The 24115-nt window shown below is 42.5% G+C and carries 17 protein-coding genes; 11 read left to right on the top strand and 6 right to left on the bottom strand.

Annotated features, from left to right (window positions below; translation table 11 throughout):
• The first annotated feature begins 224 nt into the window (after positions 1–224).
• The 5 genes from psbQ to MIC7126_RS0108980 all read left to right on the top strand — a co-directional run bounded on the left by psbQ (position 225) and on the right by MIC7126_RS0108980 (position 4585).
• Positions 225–674 carry a photosystem II protein PsbQ gene (psbQ, locus tag MIC7126_RS0109000; protein ID WP_017652810.1) on the top strand — a complete coding sequence of 150 codons (450 nt, stop codon included), beginning with the start codon at positions 225–227 and terminating at the stop codon, positions 672–674.
• A 99-nt stretch (positions 675–773) separates the two neighbouring features.
• A complete protein-coding gene (locus MIC7126_RS0108995) occupies positions 774–1880 on the top strand; it encodes an NAD(P)/FAD-dependent oxidoreductase (protein ID WP_017652809.1) in 1107 nt (368 codons plus the stop codon).
• A gap of 40 nt (positions 1881–1920) precedes the next feature.
• Positions 1921–2775 (top strand): alpha/beta fold hydrolase, encoded by an 855-nt coding sequence (locus MIC7126_RS0108990; RefSeq protein ID WP_017652808.1) that lies wholly within the window; start codon positions 1921–1923, stop codon positions 2773–2775.
• Positions 2776–2934: 159 nt separating this feature from the next.
• Positions 2935–3519, top strand: a complete 585-nt coding sequence (hemJ, locus tag MIC7126_RS0108985) for a protoporphyrinogen oxidase HemJ (RefSeq protein ID WP_017652807.1) — start codon at positions 2935–2937, stop codon at positions 3517–3519.
• 202 nt (positions 3520–3721) lie between these two features.
• A complete protein-coding gene (locus tag MIC7126_RS0108980) occupies positions 3722–4585 on the top strand; it encodes a DUF6671 family protein (protein WP_017652806.1) in 864 nt (287 codons plus the stop codon).
• 708 nt (positions 4586–5293) lie between these two features.
• Here the strand turns inward: MIC7126_RS0108980 and MIC7126_RS0108975 are convergent.
• Positions 5294–5722: a hypothetical protein gene (locus MIC7126_RS0108975; RefSeq protein ID WP_017652805.1), complete on the bottom strand. Its 429-nt coding sequence runs from the start codon at positions 5720–5722 to the stop codon at positions 5294–5296.
• Between the two features lie 170 nt (positions 5723–5892).
• The gene (locus MIC7126_RS0108970; protein WP_040629750.1) at positions 5893–8652 is read right to left on the bottom strand and encodes a M16 family metallopeptidase; all 2760 of its coding nucleotides are present in this window, start codon (positions 8650–8652) and stop codon (positions 5893–5895) included.
• A 135-nt stretch (positions 8653–8787) separates the two neighbouring features.
• Here MIC7126_RS0108970 and MIC7126_RS27280 point away from each other — a divergent pair, with 135 nt between their 5' ends.
• The gene (locus tag MIC7126_RS27280; protein WP_238553627.1) at positions 8788–9405 is read left to right on the top strand and encodes a transposase; all 618 of its coding nucleotides are present in this window, start codon (positions 8788–8790) and stop codon (positions 9403–9405) included.
• Between the two features lies 1 nt (position 9406).
• Here the strand turns inward: MIC7126_RS27280 and MIC7126_RS0108960 are convergent, their stop codons facing one another.
• Positions 9407–10402: a FecCD family ABC transporter permease gene (locus tag MIC7126_RS0108960; protein ID WP_017652803.1), complete on the bottom strand. Its 996-nt coding sequence runs from the start codon at positions 10400–10402 to the stop codon at positions 9407–9409.
• A gap of 432 nt (positions 10403–10834) precedes the next feature.
• Between MIC7126_RS0108960 and MIC7126_RS0108955 the strand changes: the two genes are divergently transcribed.
• From MIC7126_RS0108955 to MIC7126_RS0108945, 3 genes are all read left to right on the top strand, one after another.
• Positions 10835–12604, top strand: coding sequence for an iron uptake porin (locus tag MIC7126_RS0108955; protein WP_017652802.1), 1770 nt, complete (start codon positions 10835–10837; stop codon positions 12602–12604).
• A 255-nt stretch (positions 12605–12859) separates the two neighbouring features.
• Complete coding sequence (locus tag MIC7126_RS0108950) at positions 12860–14590, top strand: diflavin flavoprotein (RefSeq protein WP_017652801.1); 1731 nt, start codon at positions 12860–12862, stop codon at positions 14588–14590.
• A gap of 142 nt (positions 14591–14732) precedes the next feature.
• Complete coding sequence (locus MIC7126_RS0108945) at positions 14733–15245, top strand: phosphate-starvation-inducible PsiE family protein (protein WP_017652800.1); 513 nt, start codon at positions 14733–14735, stop codon at positions 15243–15245.
• Here MIC7126_RS0108945 and MIC7126_RS0108940 read toward each other — a convergent pair.
• A complete protein-coding gene (locus tag MIC7126_RS0108940; RefSeq protein WP_238553626.1) occupies positions 15225–15602 on the bottom strand; it encodes a hypothetical protein in 378 nt (125 codons plus the stop codon). The two genes, MIC7126_RS0108945 and MIC7126_RS0108940, sit on opposite strands and share 21 nt — an antisense overlap.
• A gap of 27 nt (positions 15603–15629) precedes the next feature.
• On the opposite strand from MIC7126_RS0108940, the gene MIC7126_RS0108935 reads away from it, so the two are divergent.
• A complete protein-coding gene (locus MIC7126_RS0108935) occupies positions 15630–17366 on the top strand; it encodes a diflavin flavoprotein (RefSeq protein ID WP_017652798.1) in 1737 nt (578 codons plus the stop codon).
• Between the two features lie 80 nt (positions 17367–17446).
• Here the strand turns inward: MIC7126_RS0108935 and MIC7126_RS0108930 are convergent, their stop codons facing one another.
• Complete coding sequence (locus MIC7126_RS0108930; RefSeq protein ID WP_017652797.1) at positions 17447–18070, bottom strand: 4Fe-4S single cluster domain-containing protein; 624 nt, start codon at positions 18068–18070, stop codon at positions 17447–17449.
• Positions 18071–18212: 142 nt separating this feature from the next.
• Here MIC7126_RS0108930 and MIC7126_RS0108925 point away from each other — a divergent pair, with 142 nt between their 5' ends.
• Positions 18213–23366 carry a PAS domain S-box protein gene (locus MIC7126_RS0108925; protein ID WP_017652796.1) on the top strand — a complete coding sequence of 1718 codons (5154 nt, stop codon included), beginning with the start codon at positions 18213–18215 and terminating at the stop codon, positions 23364–23366.
• Between the two features lie 12 nt (positions 23367–23378).
• Here the strand turns inward: MIC7126_RS0108925 and MIC7126_RS0108920 are convergent, their stop codons facing one another.
• Positions 23379–24062 carry a pyridoxamine 5'-phosphate oxidase family protein gene (locus MIC7126_RS0108920; protein ID WP_017652795.1) on the bottom strand — a complete coding sequence of 228 codons (684 nt, stop codon included), beginning with the start codon at positions 24060–24062 and terminating at the stop codon, positions 23379–23381.
• Positions 24063–24115 lie beyond the last annotated feature (53 nt).

Raw genomic sequence — 24115 nt, 5'->3', positions numbered from 1 at the left:
ATTATTTTTACTCAAAGCTGACAAAAACTGCTTACTGGAGGTTTTTGCAAGGTGTTAGATATTATATTGAGTAATTATACTTAAATTTTCGCTAGGATCAGCTTGAATCGCGTCATTTTTGCAAAAATTTCCGTAAAATCCTTTGTTGTTAAGAACGATAAATTACGCTGACGATCTAAAATGACACTGTTAGTCGGCAAACAAACAGCAAAATATCTCCTTGTATGGCGCGTCAACGCTCTGTTTTTTCTTTAATATTAGTAATCTTGGCGACATTCTTGATCAGTTGTGGTGGGCCTAGTGTCGCAGTTGCACCTCCCACTTACACAGCAGCACAACTAGAAAAAATTCAGGAATACGCTCCTGATATTCAAGCTGTGCGCGATCGCTCACAAGAACTGCAAAAATGGATCGACAAGCAAGATTGGATCAATGTGGAGAACTTCATCCACGGCCCCATCACAGAGGCGAAACTGAACTTCACCTACATCACTCCTAACCTCTTACCCAAGGTACAACCCACCGCACGCCAAATAACGCGGGATTTGTCCAAACACCTGATTAAAATCGATCAAGCCGCGAGAACTCGTAACACTCAACTAGCTTTGAGTAATTACGAAGCTGCTTTCGCAGACATTGACAAATTCATCGAACTGCTGCCTAAGACGAGTTAGGAGAGGTTTAAGATCAGTGTAGGGAGATGAGGGCGATGAGGAAGAATATTGATTTTGACGCTGACTCCCCATCTCCCTCACCTGATCCCAAAAAAGATTATGAACGTAGTGATCATCGGTTGCGGTGTAATTGGGGCGGCGATCGCCTATGAACTTAGTCTAGTTAAAGGTATCAACATCACCGTTTTTGATTGTCAACCACCAGCACAAGCCTCTACAGGTGCGGCGTTGGGTGTATTGGTGGGTGTAGTTAGTCAAAAAATTCAGGGTAAGGCTTGGCGATGGCGAGAAACTAGTATACAACGCTATGAAACCTTAATTCCAGAGTTAGAAGCTATCACCAAGCAAAAAATCCCTTACAATCGCCAAGGAATTCTCAGTCTTTGCAGCGAAGAAGAAAATTTCGCAAAATGGCAAAGTCTCCAGTCAATTCGCCACTCTCAAGGTTGGGAGTTAGAAATTTGGGACAATGATAAACTCAAAAGCATCTGTCCACAGGTAGATAATCCCAAAATAATCGGCGCTGTCTATTCTCCTCAAGACCGCCAACTCAATCCTACAGCTTTAACCTTAGCTTTAGTTGCAGCAGCGCAACATCACGGCGTGACTTTTAAATTTGGCGTCACAGTGTTGAAACCAGCGCCAAAAACTGATGACGAACCCACAAAATGTGATGCAGTCGAGACGACAGCAGGAAAAATTACTGCAGATTGGTTTATAGTTGCAGCGGGGTTAGGTTCAACACCGCTGACCGCAGAATTTAAGCAGATGATTGATATCCGTCCGGTGTTAGGACAAGCGTTACAAGTCCGCTTAGGTCACGTGTTGGGAAATCCTAATTTCCAACCAGCGATTACTGGTAATGATGTTCATATTGTACCGGTGGGTGGCGGTGATTATTGGTTGGGTGCGACGGTCGAGTTTCCCAATGATGGAAATGAGATCCTACCCAATGATCAATTATTGGTATCTGTCAGACAACAAGCGATCGCCTTTTGTCCAGAATTAGCACAAGCAAATATCGTCCGCACTTGGTCGGGTTTACGTCCCCGTCCCGAAGGGCGCCCAGCACCAATTATAGAAAAGTTACCAGGGTTTAATAATGTCCTCCTCGCCACGGGACACTATCGCAACGGCGTTTTGTTAGCACCCGCCACAGCTTATGCAATTCGTGAGATGATTACTTCTAGCAGTTTGCAATCATAAATCACAATTACTCAAGTTTTTTTCAAATTAGGAAAATAGCGTGTCGTTAACAGAACATAAAATAAAAGTAGATTCTTTAGAATGGTTTTATCGCCAATCTTCACCTGCTGGTCAAACTGATTTATTACCTGTGTTATTGCTGCATGGGATAGTTTCGCAAAGTTATAGTTGGCGTCATATTTTACCAGCTTTAGCTAACCAAGGTACAAGAGCGATCGCCCCAGATTGGATTGGTTATGGCTTTTCTGCTACACCAGAAAAAAGAGATTTTGCTTATACCCCCGATGCCTTTATTACAGCTTTAGAAGCATTTATTCAAGCCATCGAAATTGAACGATTTTCTTTAGTTGTGCAAGGTTTTTTAGGTTCCGTAGGATTACAATATGCTTTGCGTCATCCAGAAAAAATTGCTAATCTCGTTATTTTGAATACTCCAGTTTCACCAGAGGCTAAATTACCTTGGAAAATTAAACAAATGGGTCTACCTCTAGCAGGAGAAATGATGACTCAAGACCCGCTTTTAGTTGACCGCACCCTAGAAGGTGGTAGCCGTTTTCGCATCGAGGATCGAGATTTAGATGTTTACCGTAAACCATTTTTAAAAAGTTCTGCACCCGGACGCGCTCTGTTAGCAACTATTCGCAATTTACAACTTGAACCAGCCATGAGCGAAATTGCATCTGGGTTTAAAGAATGGCAAAAACCAATTTTAGTGCAATGGGGGATGATTGACCCTTGGTTATCAATCGACATAGCGCAAAATTTTGTTAATTCTGCTCATAACGCCGAATTAATCAAACTTAATAACGTTGGACATTACCCCCAAGAACATTATCACGAGGCGATTTTAGCAGACTTATTACCCTTTGTGCGTTGCACCAAATCTGAGAATTGATCAGTTTAGCGAGCCTATTTTAGTTACACTTTTTAATCTATCTCCAGTTGAACCATCAATTGCTATTGGAGATTTTAGCGTAACCTGATAAAGAGGGTACTCGCAGCCATTGAGGCAATAGCTACTCTACAACAAATTGAGCAAGACAGGTGACGATTCATGGCTTATTCGTGGTTTAAAGCGTTTCATATTATCGGCTTTGTCGTTTGGTTTGCTGGCTTATTTTATCTAGTGCGACTGTTTATCTATCACGCTGAAGCTAACCAAGAACCAGAACCAGCACGGACGATACTGAAAAATCAGTATCAAATTATGGAAAAACGCCTCTACAACATTATTACTACCCCCGGAATGTTGGTGACAGTAGCAATGGCTATCGGTTTATTATCTACTGAACCAGAAGTTTTAAAAGAGGGTTGGTTACATATCAAACTGCTGTTTGTCGCTTTATTAATCGGCTACCATCATTATTGTTCTCGGTTAATGAAAAAGTTAGCAGCAGATGAATGTCGTTGGAGCAGTCAGCAGTTACGTGCTTTAAATGAAGCGCCTACAGTCATGTTATTAGTGATTGTATTACTGGCTGTATTTAAAAATAATCTGCCTACAGACATCACCGCTTGGGTAATTTTCGGGACGATTATTTTGATGGCTGTAACTATTCAACTTTACGCGAAAAAACGCAGGCGTGACCAAGAAAAGCTGACAGCACAAGTAGGTCAGGTTGTACAAGAACAAAGTTAGTATTTATCTGGTTTAGTTAATTCAGGTGTGACGCTTTTATATCGGGTAATTACTAAAGGTTTGTAGTGAGACTTCAGTCTTCAAAGCAGGATTGAAGTTTTCGCTACAAAATCAATAGTAATAATTTTACATTGCCAAACAATAGATTAATTAACTAATACCAATTAATTTTGTTATAAAGCTGTCAGGAGCTATACTAACCGTGAACGACCAGCCATTATTTAGTAATCGTTTAGGTATACTAGCCACAATGCACAAGAAAGATAGAGCGATCGCGCCTATTCTTCAGCAAGAACTAGGAATTAAAATTATAGTACCCCAGGATTTTAATACTGATATTTTTGGCACATTTACCAGAGAAGTTAAGCGCCCAGGAACGCAGATTATCGCAGCGAGATTGAAAGCCGAGAAAGCATTAGAAATTACAGGAGAAACTTTAGCGATCGCTAGTGAAGGTAGCTTTGCACCCCACCCAATCATACCTTATGTTTACTCTAATCGAGAAATTGTAATTTTATTAGATAAAAAAAATCAGCTAGAAATAATTGGCGAAGAATTTTCTATTGAAACTAACTTTAATCATCAAATAATTAACAATCTCCAAGAAGCTGAAGAATTCGCAGCTAAAGTTGGTTTTCCTCAACATGGACTGATTGTTAGTTTCTCTCCATCAAATCAAGATCATCCACAAATTGTTAAAGGTATTACCACAGAAGCAAAACTCAGAGAAACTGTTACCTTTGCTCTAGATAACTCACAAGATGGGAAAGTTTATCTAGAAACAGATATGCGAGCATTGTACAATCCCACGCGGATGCAGAATATCGCCAAAGCCACCCATAACTTAGTCAGCAAGATTAAGAGTTGCTGTCCTAATTGCTCTACCCCCGGTTTTGAAATTAGAGAAAGAGTTAGGGGTTTACCTTGTGCGCTGTGTTATGCACCGACCGACTTGATTTCTGCTGTCATATATCAATGTCAAAAGTGCAGTTTTCAACAAGAAAAATTATTTCCTGATGGTGTAGAGTCCGCCGATCCAGCACAATGTATGTACTGTAACCCATAGCATATTTAATCCTAATCTGACCCCGCCGAGATTCCTCCCTAAGATAGAGAAATATTAGTCTAAAAAAATTCCCCACAGCTATTTAGCAGAGGGGAGATTAATAGTTAAAGTTCGTCAGGTGATCGGAATATATAATTATTTAGTATTTATCAGGGTGACATCAATTCCTCCATTAGATAGAGAAATTTTCACTCAAACTTAACCTGAATGTATCCACCAGCACCCCATGGTCAATATTGCCCAAATTTAGGGAAATAAATCGAAATTCAGGATTGAGAATTTCCTCAGCCACTAGTTGCAGAATAAAATCCAGTGACAAAATTTGTCCGGGAGCACAACATATATTAACCTGATGGAAAAATGAATGTAGAGACATAGCTAACTATCTTTCAAAAACCTCAGCGTTAAAAAAATATCTACTATTTAGCGCCACTCCAATAAAAAAACCCCCTTGCATGATTAGCAAGAGGGTAGTGGTATGGTGTGAGGAGCAAACGCAATGTTTGCTTCCAACTAGTGTAGCAACTCAATAAGATATTGTGGGGAAAATATTGTTGGTGGAATGGGTAATAACCGTATTCAAGAAGATGAATTATTTGTATCGAGACAAAAAAACAGCCATAAGCTTGCAAAGCAGAGATATATTAAATGACATGAATTTTGAGTCTGATCGTAGATAAAAAACAGCTTGATTTAGCTTAATCTGCTCTATCCTCCTTCGCTGAATTCTCCAGTCACTAACAGCCAAATTCTAGAAGGAAAATAGCCTTGCACAGGATTTTTTTGAATTGCTTTTGCTAGAATAGCTCCTAATAGCGCTCGACGGACTTCAGAATCAGTAACTCCTGATATTCCTTGCGCTCTTGAGAAATTAATAAATGCTGTATCATAATCATCTTTATTAGCAGCAGCTTTGATTGCTATTCGCATCAATCGAGCGTATTCTGCGCCGTAGTCAGGATTAATCCACAATGCATTGGGAATGCAATCTCCCGAAAATAACTTCCCTGGTTTATTCGTAATTTGGCTAATACATTTAGGGTCACTTTGTGCGACTGCGGGTGATATATTTGTAGCTGCAATGGTAGTAACAGCAGCGATCGCTCCTACCAAAACCTGATTGAGTATTTGTTTCACCTAATTTCGTTTGATCTAATCTAAATTGACTATTTTTACTTTTTATCTGTATATCACGCAAAACAAGGTGATAAAAATACAAAAAATCTTAAGTTTTTGCGATCGCCCAACGAGAAGGGAACCCATATAGTTGTAGAGACGAAGCCAAACCAACGTCTCTACAATCTCCACTACCCTTGGGAAGGCCCAGCGGTAACAATTACCAGTTTCTCTGGCTGAATTAACTCCTGAATTGCTTGCTGTACGTCTGCTAGAGTCACATTCTCAATTCGCTGAGGAAACTCTCGCAACTCGGCTTGTGAAAGCCCGTAGACAGAATTATTGAGAATAATACCAGCTACATCGCTAGGATTAGCTAATTCTACCGGGTAGCTGTTGACGATAGAGCGTTTAGCAGTGTTTAATTCTGCTGCAGTCACCCCTTGCTCACGCAACTGTTTGAGTAAAGCTAAAGTACTAGCGATCGCTTTTTGCGTATCTCCAGGTGCTGTCTGCATTTGAATCAAGAACGGGCCGGGATTAACTCCCGCTGCGAACCCGCTGTAAATACCATAAGTCAATCCTTGGCGATCGCGTACTTCCGTACCCAACCGACTAGACAAGGTATCACCACCCAAAATCTGATTTAACACCAAAGCTGCATAAAAACGCGGGTCTTTCCGTGATATTCCCCGATAACCAATGTAGGTGACAGCTTCGGCTTTACCGGGAATAACTTTGCTCAAACGAGTCAGCGTCGATGGTAGCGATACTGTAGGTAAATTTAGCATCGGTGCTTTACCTGTAGCTTGCCATCTGCCAAAAGTCTGATTGAGCAAAGCTTTCACCTTAACTGGATCAAAATCACCCACAAAAGCGATCGTCGTTGTATCCGGGCGATAATGTTTTTCATAAAAGCCCAGCACATCATCACGAGTAATACTTTTCAAGCTTTCGGCTGTAGGGAAGCTATAAAAAGGATGACTTTCCGGGTAAATTGCTTGTTGAAATACCCGTCTCCCTAATCCGTTGGGGTCATCTAATTGCGATCGCAGACTTGTCAGCGCCCGTTGACGACTTAGTTCTAGCTGGTTGCTGGGGAAGGTAGCATCTTCAAGTACATTCGCCAAAGTTTGCACTAATAAAGGTAAATCAGCCGACAAACCTTGACCGCTAATGTTCACCCCTTCCCGACTAGCAGCAAAATCCAGACCAGCTCCCCGGTCTTCTAAGATTTTCGCCAAAGTTAAAGCATCTTGGGTTTTTGTCCCATTCATCAAATTGTTAGCAGTGAGATTCGCTAATCCCGCTTTTTGATTTCCATCAAACTCGCTCCCAGCTTCAATTTGTCCACTCAAGTTAATAGTGGGGACACTTTTGTCAGGTAACAATAGCACTCGCAACCCATTTTTTAAAGAAAACTGCTCCGGTAGCGGTTGCTGATTAGCAGTAGTCGCAGAGGTTGTTGGGGGGAGATATTTAGCCAATTCGGCGGGGTCTACAGGTTGACCAGGGCTGAAGTTTTCCAAAGTGCGACCAGAACCACCACCAGAACTCCCCGGTTGACCATCTGGTTGAGTCGGTTCAAAAAAGCCAACAGTTTGTTTGGCTGGGTTGAGGTAAGTCTGCGCTACCCGTTGGACATCTTGGGGAGTAACTTGAGCGATCGCACTCAAATATCGTTCAATATAGCGATAATCTCCAGCGATCGTCTGACTATACCCTAATTGGCTAGCCTGACTGGTAATATCCTGATTCCCCAAAATAAACGAAGCTTGTAATTGTGTCTTCGCTTGGTTTAATTCTTCTAAAGTTACTGGTTGCTGTTGCAGTTTTGACAACGCCGCCTGCAAAAATTGAGCAATTTTACTTAATTCTTGACTAGGAGCCGCTGTCGCGCGAATTTCATACCAACCCGGTTCAATCAATTCTGCAGCACTAGCGTTCACTGAGCTAGCTAGTCCAGATTCCACCAAAGCTTGATACAGCCGAGAACTGCGACCCCCCGTGAGGATAGTATCCATCAAATCGATCGCCGGCACATCAGGATGCTGAATATTTGGTAAAGGATACACAGCTTGCAAAAGTCCCACACTCCCCGGTTGCTTGAGCACAATTGGCGCTTTTTGTGCTGTCGAGGCGGAAATTATCTCTCTGCGTCTCCTGGTGTTGGCGCTCTCTTTAACTCTTGGTGATAGCTGACCAAAAGTTTCTTTAACTACTTTGAGTACTGGTTTGGTAGTAAAATCGCCAGTAATCACCAAAGTGGCATTTTCCGGACTGTAGTAGGTTTGGTAATAATTCCGCACCTGTTGGAGAGTGAATTTTTCCACATCAGCCTTTGTTCCTCCCACAGGTAAACCATAAGCTCGGTTAGGGAAAGCATCTCGCATCACCGCTCGATCCAAACGATAGCTGGGTGAGTTTTCATAACCTTGTAACTCAGAAACCACCACCCGCTTTTCACTTTGGAGTTGGTCGCTACCAACGAGAGCATTTTTCATGCGATCGGCTTCTAAGGTCAACAGCGCCTGTAGTTTATCACGCTGCACTGTGCCAAAATATACAGTTTCATCGTAGCTGGTAAAAGCATTAAATTGACTACCCAAAGCACTAAAAAGCCGACCAAACTGTACAGGACGCTCAGTAGTACCTTTAAACATCAAATGCTCCAACTGGTGAGAGATACCGCTTTCTCCCTTCACCTCATTCCGCGAACCAACTTTGTACCAAACCTGTACACTCACCACCGGAGTGGTATGGACTTCCTTAGTGAGTACAGTTAAACCATTATCCAGTAATGTTTTTTGCACTCCCTGAGTGAGAGCAACACCGGATACAGGCGTAACTGCTGTAGGTGTAGCCGCTTGGAGCAAAGTTTCTGAAAACGGCACAACACTCAGGAGTAGACTCAGAAATAATCCTATCAGCATGTACGAGGGTAGTTTCATAAACAATTCAACATGGAAAATTCCTAATGTAACCTATTAGATATCTCCAGAAATGATGTAAGGGCGAACGGCCGTTCGCCCCTACCAATAATTTTGGGTAATACAGAATTAATTTTTAGAGATGTCCATTGGTTCATGTCAAAAGCCTCATCCTTAACCGAAACCAGGGATAAATATAGCCGAGTCAGAGCGTCTCTCCAACAAAAAGCTTCCACACGCACAAGGTCTAGTCGGCGTAGATGTCGGCAGGTCTTGGCACGGCTATCGGGGCGAGAGAGACGATTTCAATCGTGGGTAAACCACAACATTAGCAAAACAATCATTCAGCAAGCCAAAAGTGAACAAGCACTTGTAGCGATTGAGGATTTGACAGGTATCCGTGAAAGGACAAACCTTCATCCACGCAACAAGACAGAACGCCGCAGAAGTAACTCATGGGCGTTCTATCAGTTGCGAATGTTTCTGGAATACAAAGGATTTCGGGATGGTGTGGAAGTTGTTGCCGTTCCTCCTGCCTACACTTCTCAAACCTGTAACCGATGCCTACACATTGGTTTGCGCTCTGTTAAGAAGTTCAAGTGCGGTAATTGCGGCTTGTCCAGCGATGCCGATTTGAACGGAGCAAAAATGATTGAATTATTGGGGCTGTTCGTAAGCCAGCCCGGAGGCTCGAACCGTTTGTGTTGTTCTCTCAGCACTGACTCTTCAGGGCTACTGAAAGCCCACACTGTACCGCAAGGTCAGTGTGGGTAGTTTACTCCTTAAACCCAGCCGAACGACGATAAAGTAACCAAATAAACAACGGTGAACCCAACAAAGCCGTCACCGAACCCACTGGTAATTCTATCGCTCCCAATCTGGAGAGTAAATCTGCAAAGGTGAGTAGCCAAGCACCAGCAAGGGCGGAAAGTGGAAGCACAAAGCGGTGATCAGTACCCACAATCAAGCGGACACCATGAGGAACAACCAGCCCCACAAACCCAATTAAACCGCCGATGCTAACTGCTCCCGCAGCTAATAAAGTGGCGACACCACCAATTAAAAGACGCGATCGCACTAACGAAACCCCTAAACCCACAGCCAAATCATCGCCCAACGCCAGCACATTCACCGACCGCGCCAGCAAACATCCCCCCAACAATGCCACAATAATATAAGGGCCAGCCGTGATAATTTCTTGCCAACCCCGACCATTCAGGCTACCAATCAGCCAATTCAGCGCAATTTGAATTTGTCCATCTTCGGCTAACAACAGCAGTGTACTTTGCACCGCCCCGAATAGAGAACTAATCGCTACACCCCCCAAAATCAACCGCTCCACCGCAATTCCCGACCCCACACGCCCCAGTAAAATTACGATAATTGAGGTTAAAATTGCTCCCAGCCAAGCTGCTAAGGGAATCGCCGCTGCAAAGACTTGTAGTGTTACCATCACAATTACCACCAGTCCCGCACCCGCAGATATCCCCAAAATAAACGGATCAGCGAGGCTATTGCGTAACATACCTTGTAACAGCGCCCCCGACATTCCCAACGCCGCACCAACAATTAACGCCGCCATAATTCGGGGGATACGTAAATCCCAGAGAATAGTTTGATTAATGCGATCGCCCCGGTGCAGAATTGCGTCTCCTAATTGGGCTAAACTCAACGGTACTGCGCCTTGGGACAGAGAAAGCCCCAGGGTAATCACCAATGCTGTCACCAAAAGCAAAATAGCCCACAGTAGGCGGTGTTTGATTAATCTCATTGACAATTGTTGATTTTCATAAACTGCCTATTTTCATCAGTTGCAATATATGCTTGTTTTCAATTGTGAATCATACATGATTTGCTAACTCGAATGGTAACTATCGAAATTACAAATCATCTTCTTATTACTTGTGGCACTCAATAGTATTTAATGTATGTATGGCAGTTCCCAATTACATGAGGCACACGCTAGCTAGCCTAAGCGCCCCTAGTTCCTAGCCCCTAACCTCAATGTATACCTTATAAATATTTGTGATATTTACTTGTGTGACGGTTACTAAATTAATTTAAAATAAATTAGGTTTATTCATAAAAATTACGGCATATTCAGCAACTATTTGTTACGAAATCTGCCTAATTTTTGATTCACCACAAAAGTATTATTAATATTTTTGCGGTCAAATTTTGTATGTATCTGTGAGGAGTGGCAATGAACATATATCTACTAGCTTGTGCTGGTGGCGCAAGTTTTCTATCTTTATTTTTAGGATTGTTACCTGTACAAGCAATTCCTAATCCAGAAAAGATTGACCAGCAAAAAGAAAATAATAAACCGGAAATATCAGCAGCTACTGATAATAGTATCAACACAAATCCCGTTACATCATCTCAACCCATAGCCACACCTGCAAGTTTGGCACAAGTAACATCTGTTTCACAATTATCTGATGTCCAGCCCAACGATTGGGCTTTTCAAGCACTGCAATCTCTCGTCGAACGCTACGGTTGCATCGCCGGTTATCCTAACAGCACCTATCGGGGAAATCGAGCTTTAACTCGTTATGAATTTGCTGCAGGTTTAAACGCTTGTTTAGATAGAGTTAATGAATTAATCGCCACAGCAACTACTGATTTAGTCACTAAAAACGACTTAGCAACTTTGCAGAAATTGCAAGAAGAATTTTCAGCAGAACTAGCAACTTTGAGGGGTAGAGTAGATGCTTTAGAAAGTCGCACAGCCACATTAGAAGCCCAGCAGTTTTCCACAACTACTAAACTGAATGGCGAAGTTATTATGGCAGGAGTTGCTGCTACTGGCGGCGCTCCTGGACGTAACGATCCTAATGCTATCTTGGCAACTAGAGTTAGATTAAATTTAACCACTAGCTTCACAGGTAAAGACTTACTAATTACTGGTTTACAAGCTCATAATTTTTTGGGTGGAGTCAATGGTACTGGTAGTGTTCAAGAATCTTTAGGATTAGCTTCCCCCCTACTCAGTTCTAGCAGCGCTCGTACCAGTTTTGAGCCTCAATTTCCGGGACTTGATGTGAAGAATTTAGCGAGTATCAGTGCTAATTCACTGCAACTCTACAAATTACTTTATATCTTTCCCGTCGCTGACAAATTAACATTATTTGCTGGAACTGCAGCCGAAACTTCCGATGCTTTCCCTGCAATTTCACCCTTTTATGGTGAAGGACAAGAATCAATTTCTCGCTTTGCTGGTTTGAACCCTGTAGTTCGAGTTTCTGGCGGTACTTCCGGTTCAGGTTTAGCATCAGCAGCCGGATTTATTTTTAGCATCTCCAATCAATTGGATTTGAGAGCTTTGTATGGTAGTGTCAATGCCAACTTACCTAATTCGGCTGCAGATATCGCACCTGGTGTGTCTGGTACACCGTTAGGATCTGGTGTGTTTAACGGTAGCAGCGTCATAGCCGCGCAATTAACCTTTAAACCCAGTAAATCCTTCGATATCGGCTTAAACTATGCCAATAGCTATCACCAAATCAACATTTTAGGTACAGGATTAACGAGTACTGATATCGGCGCTTTACCCAACGTACCACTAGGAACGCCAGTTAAACTTAACTCTTTTGGCGGAACTATAAATTGGCGTCTTTCACCAAAAATTGCTTTAGCTGGTTATGGAGCAGCACTATTTGTCGATGATTCTTCTAGTACCGTCAACGCTTCCACCACCTTTACTAGTTGGATGGTAGGGCTTCATTTCAAAGATTTACTGAAACCTGGAAATAATGCAGGATTAATTTTTGGACAGCCGCTATATGATGATGCTCCTAGAGCTGGTGTAATAAATCGAGCTGTTCCTTATCATTTAGAAGCTTACTATCGAATTAGAGTCAGCGACAACATCAGCATCACTCCAGGTGCATTTGTGCTATTTAATCCGGAAGGTAACAGCAACAATGAAACCACAGCCGTAGGCGTACTCCGCTCTACCTTCACCTTCTAAAGATTTCCATTGCATGATAAAGCAGATACTCGATTTCTTTGAGAAGTCGGGTATTTTTGGTTTTCATATACCTTTCTATCAAATTTGGATCATGCTATTGCTGATGCGATCGCCATAGAAAATTCTATGGTAAATCAACCATAAATCTTCCTAATCGATAACTTTATAAATTGGCATTTTACTATTTGTTACTTATGAGTCAAAGTTAAAGATAAGAACACGAAATCCTCATCACATCTGTTTTGGAGAACACGAATGGTTGCACTCACAGAACTTCATCAAGCTAATTCAACTCCAGGACTTTTGACAATCGAAATTATTGAAATTGCTCCGGAAACAACGGCTATCCGTTCTCTTGACTGGGATAGAGAACGGTTTGATATCGAGTTTGGTTTACGGAACGGTACAACTTATAATTCATTCTTAATTCAAGGGGAAAAAGTCGCCCTCGTTGACACTTCTCACCGCAAGTTTGAGCAATTATACCTAGATATCTTGACAGGATTAATTGACCCAACGCAAATAGACTACTTGATTATTAGTCACACAGAACCAGACCACAGCGGATTGGTGAAAGATATCTTGCAATTAGCACCAACGATTACGGTTGTTGGCGCTAAGATTGCGATTCAGTTTTTAGAAAATATGGTTCACCAGCCTTTTCAATCACTGGTGGTAAAAAATGGCGATCGCTTAGATTTAGGCAACGGTCATGAATTAGAATTTATTTCAGCACCCAACTTACACTGGCCGGACACAATCTTCACCTACGATCACAAAACCAGCATTCTCTACACCTGCGATGTCTTCGGGATGCATTATTGTGACGATCACACCTACGATGAAAATTTCATCTCCATAGAGGAAGATTTTAAATATTACTATGATTGCCTCATGGGCCCCAACGCCCGCTCTGTATTAGCAGCTTTAAAACGCATCGAAAAACTCACCATAAATACAATCGCTACAGGACATGGCCCTTTACTACAAAACTATGTAACCACAGCAATTCAACGCTATCAAAGCTGGAGTTTAGAACAAGCCAAAACAGAAACATTAGTAGCTATATTCTATGCAGAAGATTATGGTTATAGCGAGCAATTAGCGCGTAACATAGCACACGGTATTATCAAAACAAATGTTGCCGTAGAATTAATAGACTTTAATAATACTGAACCCCAAGAAGTCCGGGAATTAGTCGCTCAATCCTCCGGTTTAATCATCGGAATGCCCCCCCAATCTTCACTGATAGCTCATACTGCTTTGAGCACAATATTAGCCGCTGTTCATAATAAACAAACAGTTGGTTTATTGGAGTCAGGAGGTGGAGAAGATGAACCCATTTATCCCCTACGCAATAAATTTCAGGAATTAGGATTAACAGAAGCCTTTCCCCCGATTTTAGTCAAAGAAATTCCCACCCCAACCATAGAACAATTGTGCGAAGAAGCAGGAACAGATATCGGGCAATGGTTAACACGCGATCGCACAATTAAACAAATCAAATCTATCAACACAGACTTAGAAAAAGCCCTAGGCAGAATTAGCACCGGGTTATATATTATCACCGCTAAAAAAGGAGAAATTCAAAGCGCCATGTTCGCCTCTTGGGTGACACAAGCCAGTCTCAATCCCTTGGGCGTAGCCATTGCTGTATCCAAAGACAGAGCAATAGAATCATTAATGCAAATAGGCGATCGCTTTGTTTTAAACATTTTAGAAGAAGGCAACTATCAAGGATTAATGAAACATTTCCTCAAACGTTTTGCACCCGGTGCAGACCGTTTTGCCAGCATCAAAACTTATCCAGGAACTAACGAATCTCCCATTTTAGCCGAAGCATTAGCTTACGTAGAATGCGAAATCACCAGCCGCATGGACTGCGGCGACCACTGGATTATATACAGCACCGTCCAAACCGGCAGAGTTGCCAAATTAAACGCACTCACCGCCGCCCACCACCGCAAAATTGGCAATCATTACTAAATTAGGGACTAGGGGTTAGGGGCTAGGGGCTAGGGAATGGAGAATAGAGAATAGTTATTTCTCCGTCATCTTCCCACGCTCCCCACACTCCCCACACCTCCCACCCTTCCCACACCTCCCCATCACTCCACCATAAAAAACTATGTATAAGCCTGTTGACAATACCCCAATTTCTCTCTACGAAATTAATCGAAGTCGCATTGTTCGCACCTTGGAATTTATTCAAGATGTAATTGTAATTTCTTTGTGTATCGGTTTATTTAGCTTCATGGTGCTACAGGTGAGAGATATGTTTCTTTCTCTACTTCCACCTTTAGATTTTCATGTTGTTACTGCCGATATTCTCTTCTTATTAATCTTAGTTGAATTGTTTCGGCTATTGATTATTTATCTCCAAGAACAGCGCATATCTATTGGTGTGGCTGTAGAAGTTTCTATTGTTTCTGCCTTAAGAGAAGTCATTGTTAAAGGCGTGCTAGAAACAAATTGGAGTCAAGTTTTAGCAACTTGTGCTTTCTTATTAGTTCTGGGATTATTACTCTTTCTTCGTGTTTGGCTACCTCCTACCTTTGAAGGAATTGATCCAGAACAGCAAGTATCCAAACGCTACCAAAATTTTATCAAATCAGAATTATCACAAAATAACAGTCGATAGAGGATGGGGAGGTGGGGTGATGGGGAGGTGGGGTGATGAGGGGTCGTGATGAATAGCAATTGTTGTCGTTGAAATAGCAATTGTCGTCGCCGAAATAGCAAATGCTGTCGCAAAAACAGCAAATGCTGTCGCCGAAATAGCAAATGCTGTCGCCAAAATAGCAATTGCTGTCGCCGAAATAGCAATTGCTGTCGCTGAAATAGCAATTGTTGTCCCCAAAATAGCAAATGCTGTCGCAAAAACAGCAAATGCTGTCGCAAAAACAGCAAATGCAAACCAAATAACTGCAAACCAACTCCCCACACCCCCCACACCCCCCACACCCCCCACACCCCCCACACCCCCCACACTCCCCACCACCCCACATTCCCAAACGAGGTCATTATGTCTGTCGCTACACTAACTCCCTCCCGTTCTAGAGATGTACAAGTTACGGAAATTGGCAAAGATACTTTAATTTTGCGATCGCGTACTTGGGAACGATTAAAATTTGAGGTAGAATACTCCCGTCAGCGGGGAACTACGGCGAATTCTTATCTGATCCAAGCTGACCAAAAAGCTTTAATTGACCCTCCTGGTGAGTCTTTTACGGAAATTTACCTGCAGCAACTAGGACAATATCTAGATTTCACCACTCTCGATTATGTCATTCTTGGTCATGTTAACCCCAACCGCCGCGCCACTCTGCAAGTATTACTTGCTCAAGCACCGCAAGCGACCCTGATTTGTTCTCGTCCCGCTGCGAATGCTGTGAAAACCGCTTTTCCTGAATGGGAATCACGCATCCAAGTTGTCCGTTCTGAGGATACTCTCGATTTAGGACAAGGACATGTGCTCTCATTTATCACCACCCCAACTCCCCGCTGGGCGGATGGAGTTTGCACCTATGATTCTGCTACTAAAATTCTTTACACAGACAAATTTTTTGGCGCCCATATCTGCGAAGATACTTTGTTTGATGAAGACTGGAAGACTTTAGATGCAGAACGTCGTTATTATTTTGAATGTCTCCATGCACCCCAAGCCAAACAAGTTGAAGTTGCCTTAGATAAACTTTCCGCTTTCGGCGCTAAATGTTATGCTCCAGCACATGGCCCAGTTGTGCGTTACAGCCTCAGCCGCTTTACTTATGATTACCGCCAATGGTGTCAAGGACAAAAATCTCAAGAATTGACAGTAGCATTACTTTATGCATCTGCTTATGGAAATACAGCAATTGTAGCAAATGCGATCGCTCAAGGTTTAATTGCAAACGGCGTCAATGTCGAGTCAGTCAACTGTGAATTAGCCGACTCTGCGGAGATTACCCGCATTATCGAAGCCTGCGATGGCTTCATTATCGGTTCACCCACCTTGGGCGGTCATGCACCAACCCAAATCCAAACAGCTTTAGGAATTGTCCTTTCCACAGCCGCTAAAACCAAGTTAGCGGGGGTATTTGGTTCCTTTGGTTGGAGTGGTGAAGCCATCGACTTATTAGAAAGCAAACTCAAAGATGCTAATTACCGTTTAGGATTTGACACAATTCGCGTCCGGTTTAGCCCCACGCCAGAAATTTTAGAGCAGAGTCAACTCGCAGGTGCCACCTTTGCCCAAAACTTGAAAAAAACCAAGAAATTCCGTAGTCCCCGTCAAGTTGTCACAGAAACACATGTAGATAGAACTGCACAAGCTGTAGGGCGGATTATTGGCTCATTATGCGTAGTCACAACTCGTGATCAAGAAAACCATAAAGCATTTTTAACTTCTTGGGTATCTCAAGCCACATTTAACCCACCAGGAATTATGATAGCGATCGCCCAAGAACAGAACGCAGATTTATTACATCATCCTGGCGATCAATTTGTGCTGAATATCCTCAAAGAAGGAAGAAACGTCCGCCGCTATTTTTCTCGCTACAGTGCTTCCGGAGATAATCCCTTCGCCAACCTCACCACAAAAACAGCCGTTAATGGTTGTGTAGTTTTAACAGAAGCACTAGCCTATTTAGAATGCACAGTCAAAAATCAAATCCAATGCGGCGATAGATGGCTAATTTATGCAGTCATCGAGCAAGGAGAAGTATTAGAACATGAAGGTGTCACAGCCTTAGAATATCGGAAATCTGGCAGCTCTTTTTAAAAGAAATTGGGGAAAAAGGTAAGAAAATAAACTTTCATCTCCATCTCCCCACCTCCCCACCTCCCTTGCCCCATACCCAATTAACTCAACTCCAAAGACCCCTGATAGCCAGTGACGATACGGCTACCATCCTTGAGAATGTGGACTTCTATCTGGTCACTAGCCCAGGTAATTTGATCTTTAAGAGCGGGATTGAAAACATTCACTCGTTGATTACTGGACGAGACAGGAGAGTTAGGTGAATGAATTGCTAAAGATTCCACAAACGGCCCATCAATTAAAATATCCAATTGTGCTAGTAATTCTTGGGAACCTGGAGGTGCAGATTTAGACTGTAGCTGTTTGAGGGTAAAGCCCGTAAACGACATCACACTTAACCCAGCAGCTTTTAGCTTACCAGCCAGAGACGCCAAAGCTGATGCTTGCCAAAACGGTTCACCACCGGAGAATGTTACACCTGTATTGCGAGGATTTTTGAGGATATTCTCAGCCAGAGTATCCACAGCAATCAGTTGATTAATTTCAAACGACCAAGATTCAGGATTAAAGCAGCTAGGACACTCGCGGGGACAACCTTGCACCCAAACAACCGCGCGACAACCAGGCCCATTCACCTCTGATTCATCAACGTAACCCATGATGTTGAGATGATTCGGGGGAATTTTTGTGAGTGCTAGTGATGGGTGATTAGGCTTGATTTCCATCTCTTTCCTCCTTTGAAGTGTTACCTGTTCGTTAACTATAGCTAGCAACAGTGGGGAGCACATCAGGGGAATGGGGGTGTAGAGACAGATAGTAATTGGTTGGCCTCTAAGCTAAATTTAATAGAAGTTTACATAAACTCCTATGGATAGCCAGCCACAACAGACAAATAAAGGAAGCATCTTAATAGTTGACGACACACTGGCAAATTTGCAAATTTTATCTGCTACTCTTTCTGTTGCTGGGTATACAGTCCGGGGCGTCAGTTCTGGGTTAATGGCTGTCAAGGAAGCGCAAACAATATTACCTGATTTAATTTTACTGGATATCAAAATGCCAGAAATTGATGGCTATGAGGTTTGTCAACTATTAAAAGCTGATCAGACAACTCGTGATATCCCGGTGATTTTTATTAGTGCTTTGCATGATGTTTTTGATAAAATCAAAGCTTTCAAATTAGGTGGTGTAGACTATATTACCAAGCCTTTTCAAGTAGAAGAAGTTTTCACCCGCATTGAACATCAACTAACTATTCAAAAACTGCAAAAACAATTAAAACAGCAAAATCAGCAACTGTTATGGGAAATTCAAGAACGTCAACGTTATGCAGTTGCTCTTAATCATAGAAATAAACAAATAGAATCTATTTTAACTGCAGCTAAAGTAGGAATTTGTTTGACAGATGAAAATGGATATTTTGTCGAGGTAAATCCAGCTTATTGTCAAATATATGAATCTACCCGTTGTCAGCTAATAGGCAAACAATTTACTATCCATTATCCAGATTTAACAACTACAGAAAAATTTAATTTAATTGAGCAATATCATAATTTTATTGGTAATGGCAGTCAAGAAAAAAAAAGTCAATTTGTGATTCAACGTCAAGATGGTTCACACTTAAGTGTCGAGATGAATCAGACAGTTTTTCAACAAGATGATGGCAAATTTTTTGTTGTGACTACGCTGATGGATATTAGCGATCGCCTTTTAATAGAACAAGCATTACAAACCAGCACTGACAAGCTCCGCGAGCATAATCTTGTACTCACACAACTAGCAAAAAATCAAGTACTTTATCAAAGCGATTTAACAGCTGCTTTACATGCAATTACAGAAGCGGGTGCAAAAAATATTGCTGTTGAGCGAGCCAGTGTCTGGTTTTTTGGGGAAAATTTCCATCAAATGCGTTGTCTCGACTTATTTACACAAAGTCTTCGCCAACACAGCGCAGGCTATTTACTATCAGCTAGAGATTATCCTGCTTATTTTCAAGCTTTACAAGGTGCTCAGATCGTCGCTACCAATGACCCCCATCACGACCCCATTACTCAAGAATTGAGCGTGTCTTATTTAACACCTTTTGGTATCACTTCTAAATTGAGTGTCCCTGTCAGATTAGGAGGTGTAACTGTGGGGATATTCTGCTTGGAACAAGTGGGAGTGGCTCATAATTGGACACTAGAAGACCAAAATTTTGCTCGTTCCCTCGGAAATTTAGTTTCTCTAGCACTCGAAGCCAGAGAACGCAAACGCGCCGAAGCCGCAAAACGCGCCTCAGAAGAAAAATTAGGATCAGCTTTTAGATCATCCCCCGACCCCATCGCCCTCAGCACTTTTCCCCAAACTGGTCATATCGAAGTCAACGATAGCTTTTGTCGATTTTTTGGCTATTCTCGCTCGCAAGTGATTGGTCGCACTAATCAAGAATTGCAGATTTGGGTAAATCCAGAAGAGTCAACTTTTCTTTCCCAGATTTTGCAACAAACAAAAGCAATCCGCAACCATGAGGTAGATGTCCGCACTGCTCATGGAGAAATCAAGACGGTGTTGTTTAGTGCAGAAATCATCGCAATTGATGAACAACAGTATATCCTGGGGACTGCTAAAGATATTACTGAACGCAAACAAGCCGAAAATGAAAGCCGTTTATTACTGCTGACCACTCAAGCGATCGCCCGCGCTGTTGATGTCAACAGTGCTTTGGCAGTTGTTTTGCGTTTAATTTGTCACACTATCGGTTGGGATTTTGGTGAAGCCTGGATACCTAGTGATGATGGCGAGGTTTTGCAACACAGTTTAGTTTGGCACGGTGAAAATAGTAGTTTGGCAGAATTTTGTCACCATAGTGAAAGGTTGACATTTACTCCGGGAATGGGGATGGTAGGGCGAGTTTGGCAAAACAAGCAGCCAGAATGGATAGAAGATGTTTCCCAAGCTTCACCCCAGGTGTTTGTGCGATCGCCACAAGCCGCAAAAGTTGGTTTCCAAGCTGGCTTTGGTGTACCAATTTTAGCTGATGAGCAAGTATTAGCTGTTTTGGTATTTTTTAAACGTAGCTCTGCTGCTGTCGATAAGCGGTTACTGCTGTTGGTGGGGGCTGTTGCGGCTCAGTTGGGTGGGCTGATTCAGCGCAAACTAGTAGAAGCGGCGCACAGAAAAATTGAAGAACGTCTACAGCTAGCCTTGGAAGCAAGCGATTTAGGCTTGTGGGACTGGAATCTCACCACTGGACAAATCTATCGGGATTGGCGCTGGCTAAAAATGCTGGGATATCAGAATCAAGAAGTTGAGGAAAATATACAAGCTTTTTGGGATTTGGTACACCCAGAAGACACATCTACTATTCACTCAATTTTAAACTCCCATCTCCAAGGTGCTAGACCAGTTTTTGAAGTAGAATTTCGGTTGCGCTGCGCTGGGGGAGAATGGAAATGGATTCAATCCCGTGGTCAAGTTTGCGAACGCGACGGTTGGGGTACACCCTTACGCATGACAGGTACTCACAAAGATATCAATGAACGTAAAACCCTAGAAAGAGAACTGGCGTTGCGAGAAGCCAGTTTGAATGCATTTTTTAGCGGTGCGCCGGTGGGTATGTCGATTCTCGATCAACAACTGCGAGTTGTGCAAATTAATGAACTGCTAGCCGAGATTAATGGTTTACCGCAACAAGAACATCTGGGAAAAACCCTCCATGAGATCATTCCCGATGTGGCATCAAGGGTAGCACCACTTTATCACCAAGTGTTCACCCGCAATCAACCGATTGTGAATGTGGAAATCAGTACTGCTTCACTGCATCACTTAGGTAATACCCGTCACTTCCTCGCTTCTTATTTTCCCATTCCCGGTGAAAACGATCGCCCTTCTGGTGTGGGTGCTGTGATCATCGAAATCACCGATCGCAAACGTGCAGAATTAGAACTACAAGAAAGCGCAGAACGAGAAAGAGCGATCGCCCAAGTGATTCAAAGAATGCGTCAAACCTTGGATTTAGAGACAATTTTTGGCGCAACTACCCAAGAATTACGCCAAGTCCTCAACTGCGATCGGGTCGTCGTCTATCGTTTCCATCCCGATGGAAATGGCGAATTTGTCTCAGAATCGGTGGGAAGTGATTGGATTTCCCTGATTGATTTGCAAACAAACAATCCTCACCTCACACAAGAAGCTCTACAAGACGATCGCTGCATTATGAAAATGTTGAGTACTGGAGAGCCTGATCTACAAACAGTCCAAGATGCAAGTTTCCGGTGTGTTTCAGACATTTATCAAGCGGGGTTTCACCCTGAATACATCAACCTTTTAGAGCGTTTTCAAGCCCAAGCCTATATTACCGTTCCCATTTTCTGCGGTCATCAACTGTGGGGATTATTAGCGAGTTATCAAAATTCTAGCCCCCGTCAATGGAAAACTGAAGAAATCAACATCGTCGAGCAAATTGGTAATCAGCTAGGAGTGGCTTTACAGCAAGCACAATTACTCGGACAAACCCAAAACCAATCACAAGCATTACAAGCAGCTGCGATCGCCGCTGACGCCGCTAACCGCGCTAAAAGCGAATTTCTCGCCAACATGAGCCATGAACTCCGCACACCGCTTAATGCTATCCTTGGCTTTACCCAAGTCATGAGCCATGAAAATTCTTTATCCTCGGAACATCAACAAAACCTCGCCATCATTAATCGCGCCGGTGAGCATCTTCTCAATTTAATTAACGACATTCTGGAAATGTCCAAAATTGAAGCTGGAAGAACCACATTAAATGTCAACAGTTTTGACCTCTTTCGCCTCTTAGCCAGCTTAGAAGAAATGTTACGTTTCCGAGCAGCATCTAAAAATTTAGACCTGATATTTGCATATGATTCCGAACTTCCGCAATTTATACAAACCGATGAAAGTAAATTACTTCAAGTCCTTCTCAATTTGTTAGGAAATGCCATCAAATTTACTCAAGTTGGCAGTGTAACACTACGAGTCAGCCAGGACAGGGAAAAATGGGAAACTCCACACCTCCACGAAGTGGAGATGAGGGGAGATGGAGAAAAAAAAACACTCCATCTCTACTTTGAGGTAATTGATACAGGGCTAGGTATTGCTCCTCAAGAATTAGACTTGCTATTTGAAGCTTTTGGACAAACAGACAGTGGTAGAAAATCTCAACAAGGTACAGGGTTAGGTTTAGCAATTAGCCGCAAATATGTTCAACTCATGGGTGGTGATATCACCGCCACCAGCAACCTCACAGAAGGAAGCCGATTTGCTTTCCACATTCAAATTAGCCTTGCTTCCGCCAGCGAAATTACAAGTCACCAACATCAAGGTCATGTAATTGGTTTAGTACCAAATCAAGGAGAATATCGGATATTAGTGGTTGACGACGCCAGAGATAGCCGCATCTTAGTAGTAAAATTGCTGACATCTGTCGGATTTGCTGTGCGCGAAGCTACTAATGGAGAAGAAGCGATCGCCCAGTGGTTAGAATGGCAACCACACCTAATATTCATGGACATGCGAATGCCTGTAATGGATGGTTACGAAGCCACAAGAATCATCAAAACTACAGAAATTGAGTATCAAAAACATCCCATCATTATTGCTTTGACTGCTAATGCTTTTGAGGAACAACGCGAAGCGATGATTAAAGCAGGCTGCGACTATTTAATTAACAAGCCTTTCCGCGAAGAGTTTTTATTAGAAAAAATCAGTGAATATTTGGGAGTAAGATATCTTTATCAAGAAGATAACTATCAAAGCGCAAATTCAAAACAAAAAACAACAGAGCAGGTTTTGACATCAACTGATTTATCATCTTTTTTATCATTAATGTCACCAGAATGGATAAGGCAAGTGTACCACGCTGCCGCTCAATGTAGCGACGATTTAATATTAGAATTAGTTCCTCAAATCCCTGCAGAAAACACTCTGTTAATTCAACATATCATCGATTTAGCCCATAATTTCCAGTTTGAAAAAATTATGGAAATCGTCGAGGCGGGGTCTTCCCACCCTTTTTAACTTTACTATTTCCTATTGCCTACTATAGTTAGTAGCATAAATAGGTACTTCAATTTGGCGGGGCGATGTCTGGAAACCGGGTGCTTCGCAACCGCGTAAATCGGTGATAGGTGTAGTGGCTGTTAATTTTAAGGGAATTTCCCCAGCCCACACTGGTATTTGATAATCAGCAGTGTCGTCAAGCGGCCCACCAGTACGTACTTTGGCTGAAGCTTCAGCTAGAGGTAAAGATAGCACTAGCGTTCCGGCTAACTCCTGGCGACTGGGCGATCGCACTTCTTGCCAACGTCCGGGTATAACATGTTCTGTAAAAGCTTTCAATGCAACTAATTTTTGTTCTGCATCTTGTACAAGTGTGGCTGTACCCAATACTACCACTGAGCGATAATTCATTGAATGATGAAACGCAGACCTCGCCAGTACTAAACCGTCAAGCAAAGTTACACTCACGCAGACATCGATTCCTTGCAGCAGTGTTTTTAACATTCGACTAGCAGGAGAGCCGTGAATGTATAATGTATCATCAACTCTGCCGTAAGCGGTGGGGATAACAAAAGGCTGTCCATGATCCACAAACCCGACTTGACAAACTAATCCTTCATCCAAAATTTGATAAATGGTATCACGCTCATAGTCTGCTCGTTGCGGTACGCGCTTGATAGTCGTTCTTGGGCTGGGAGCTTGTTGTGGATTCATAGCTGATAATTTTGACTCTACACGGTTAGAGTAATAATCAAATTGGCTAGATA

It is taken from the genome of Fortiea contorta PCC 7126, from assembly GCF_000332295.1.
Taxonomy (GTDB): Bacteria; Cyanobacteriota; Cyanobacteriia; order Cyanobacteriales; family Nostocaceae; genus Fortiea; species Fortiea contorta.
This window is presented reverse-complemented; position numbering and strand designations above follow the sequence as displayed.

Bases quoted from the DNA above. Each gene is read 5' to 3' on its own strand.
- psbQ (WP_017652810.1), top strand. From the start codon at position 225: ATGGCGCGTCAACGCTCTGTTTTTTCTTTAATATTAGTAATCTTGGCG.
- MIC7126_RS0108995 (WP_017652809.1), top strand. From the start codon at position 774: ATGAACGTAGTGATCATCGGTTGCGGTGTAATTGGGGCGGCGATCGCC.
- hemJ (WP_017652807.1), top strand. From the start codon at position 2,935: ATGGCTTATTCGTGGTTTAAAGCGTTTCATATTATCGGCTTTGTCGTT.
- MIC7126_RS0108970 (WP_040629750.1), bottom strand. From the start codon at position 8,652: ATGAAACTACCCTCGTACATGCTGATAGGATTATTTCTGAGTCTACTC.
- MIC7126_RS27280 (WP_238553627.1), top strand. From the start codon at position 8,788: ATGTCAAAAGCCTCATCCTTAACCGAAACCAGGGATAAATATAGCCGA.
- MIC7126_RS0108960 (WP_017652803.1), bottom strand. From the start codon at position 10,402: ATGAGATTAATCAAACACCGCCTACTGTGGGCTATTTTGCTTTTGGTG.
- MIC7126_RS0108955 (WP_017652802.1), top strand. From the start codon at position 10,835: ATGAACATATATCTACTAGCTTGTGCTGGTGGCGCAAGTTTTCTATCT.
- MIC7126_RS0108950 (WP_017652801.1), top strand. From the start codon at position 12,860: ATGGTTGCACTCACAGAACTTCATCAAGCTAATTCAACTCCAGGACTT.
- MIC7126_RS0108945 (WP_017652800.1), top strand. From the start codon at position 14,733: ATGTATAAGCCTGTTGACAATACCCCAATTTCTCTCTACGAAATTAAT.
- MIC7126_RS0108935 (WP_017652798.1), top strand. From the start codon at position 15,630: ATGTCTGTCGCTACACTAACTCCCTCCCGTTCTAGAGATGTACAAGTT.
- MIC7126_RS0108930 (WP_017652797.1), bottom strand. From the start codon at position 18,070: ATGGAAATCAAGCCTAATCACCCATCACTAGCACTCACAAAAATTCCC.
- MIC7126_RS0108925 (WP_017652796.1), top strand. From the start codon at position 18,213: ATGGATAGCCAGCCACAACAGACAAATAAAGGAAGCATCTTAATAGTT.
- MIC7126_RS0108920 (WP_017652795.1), bottom strand. From the start codon at position 24,062: ATGAATCCACAACAAGCTCCCAGCCCAAGAACGACTATCAAGCGCGTA.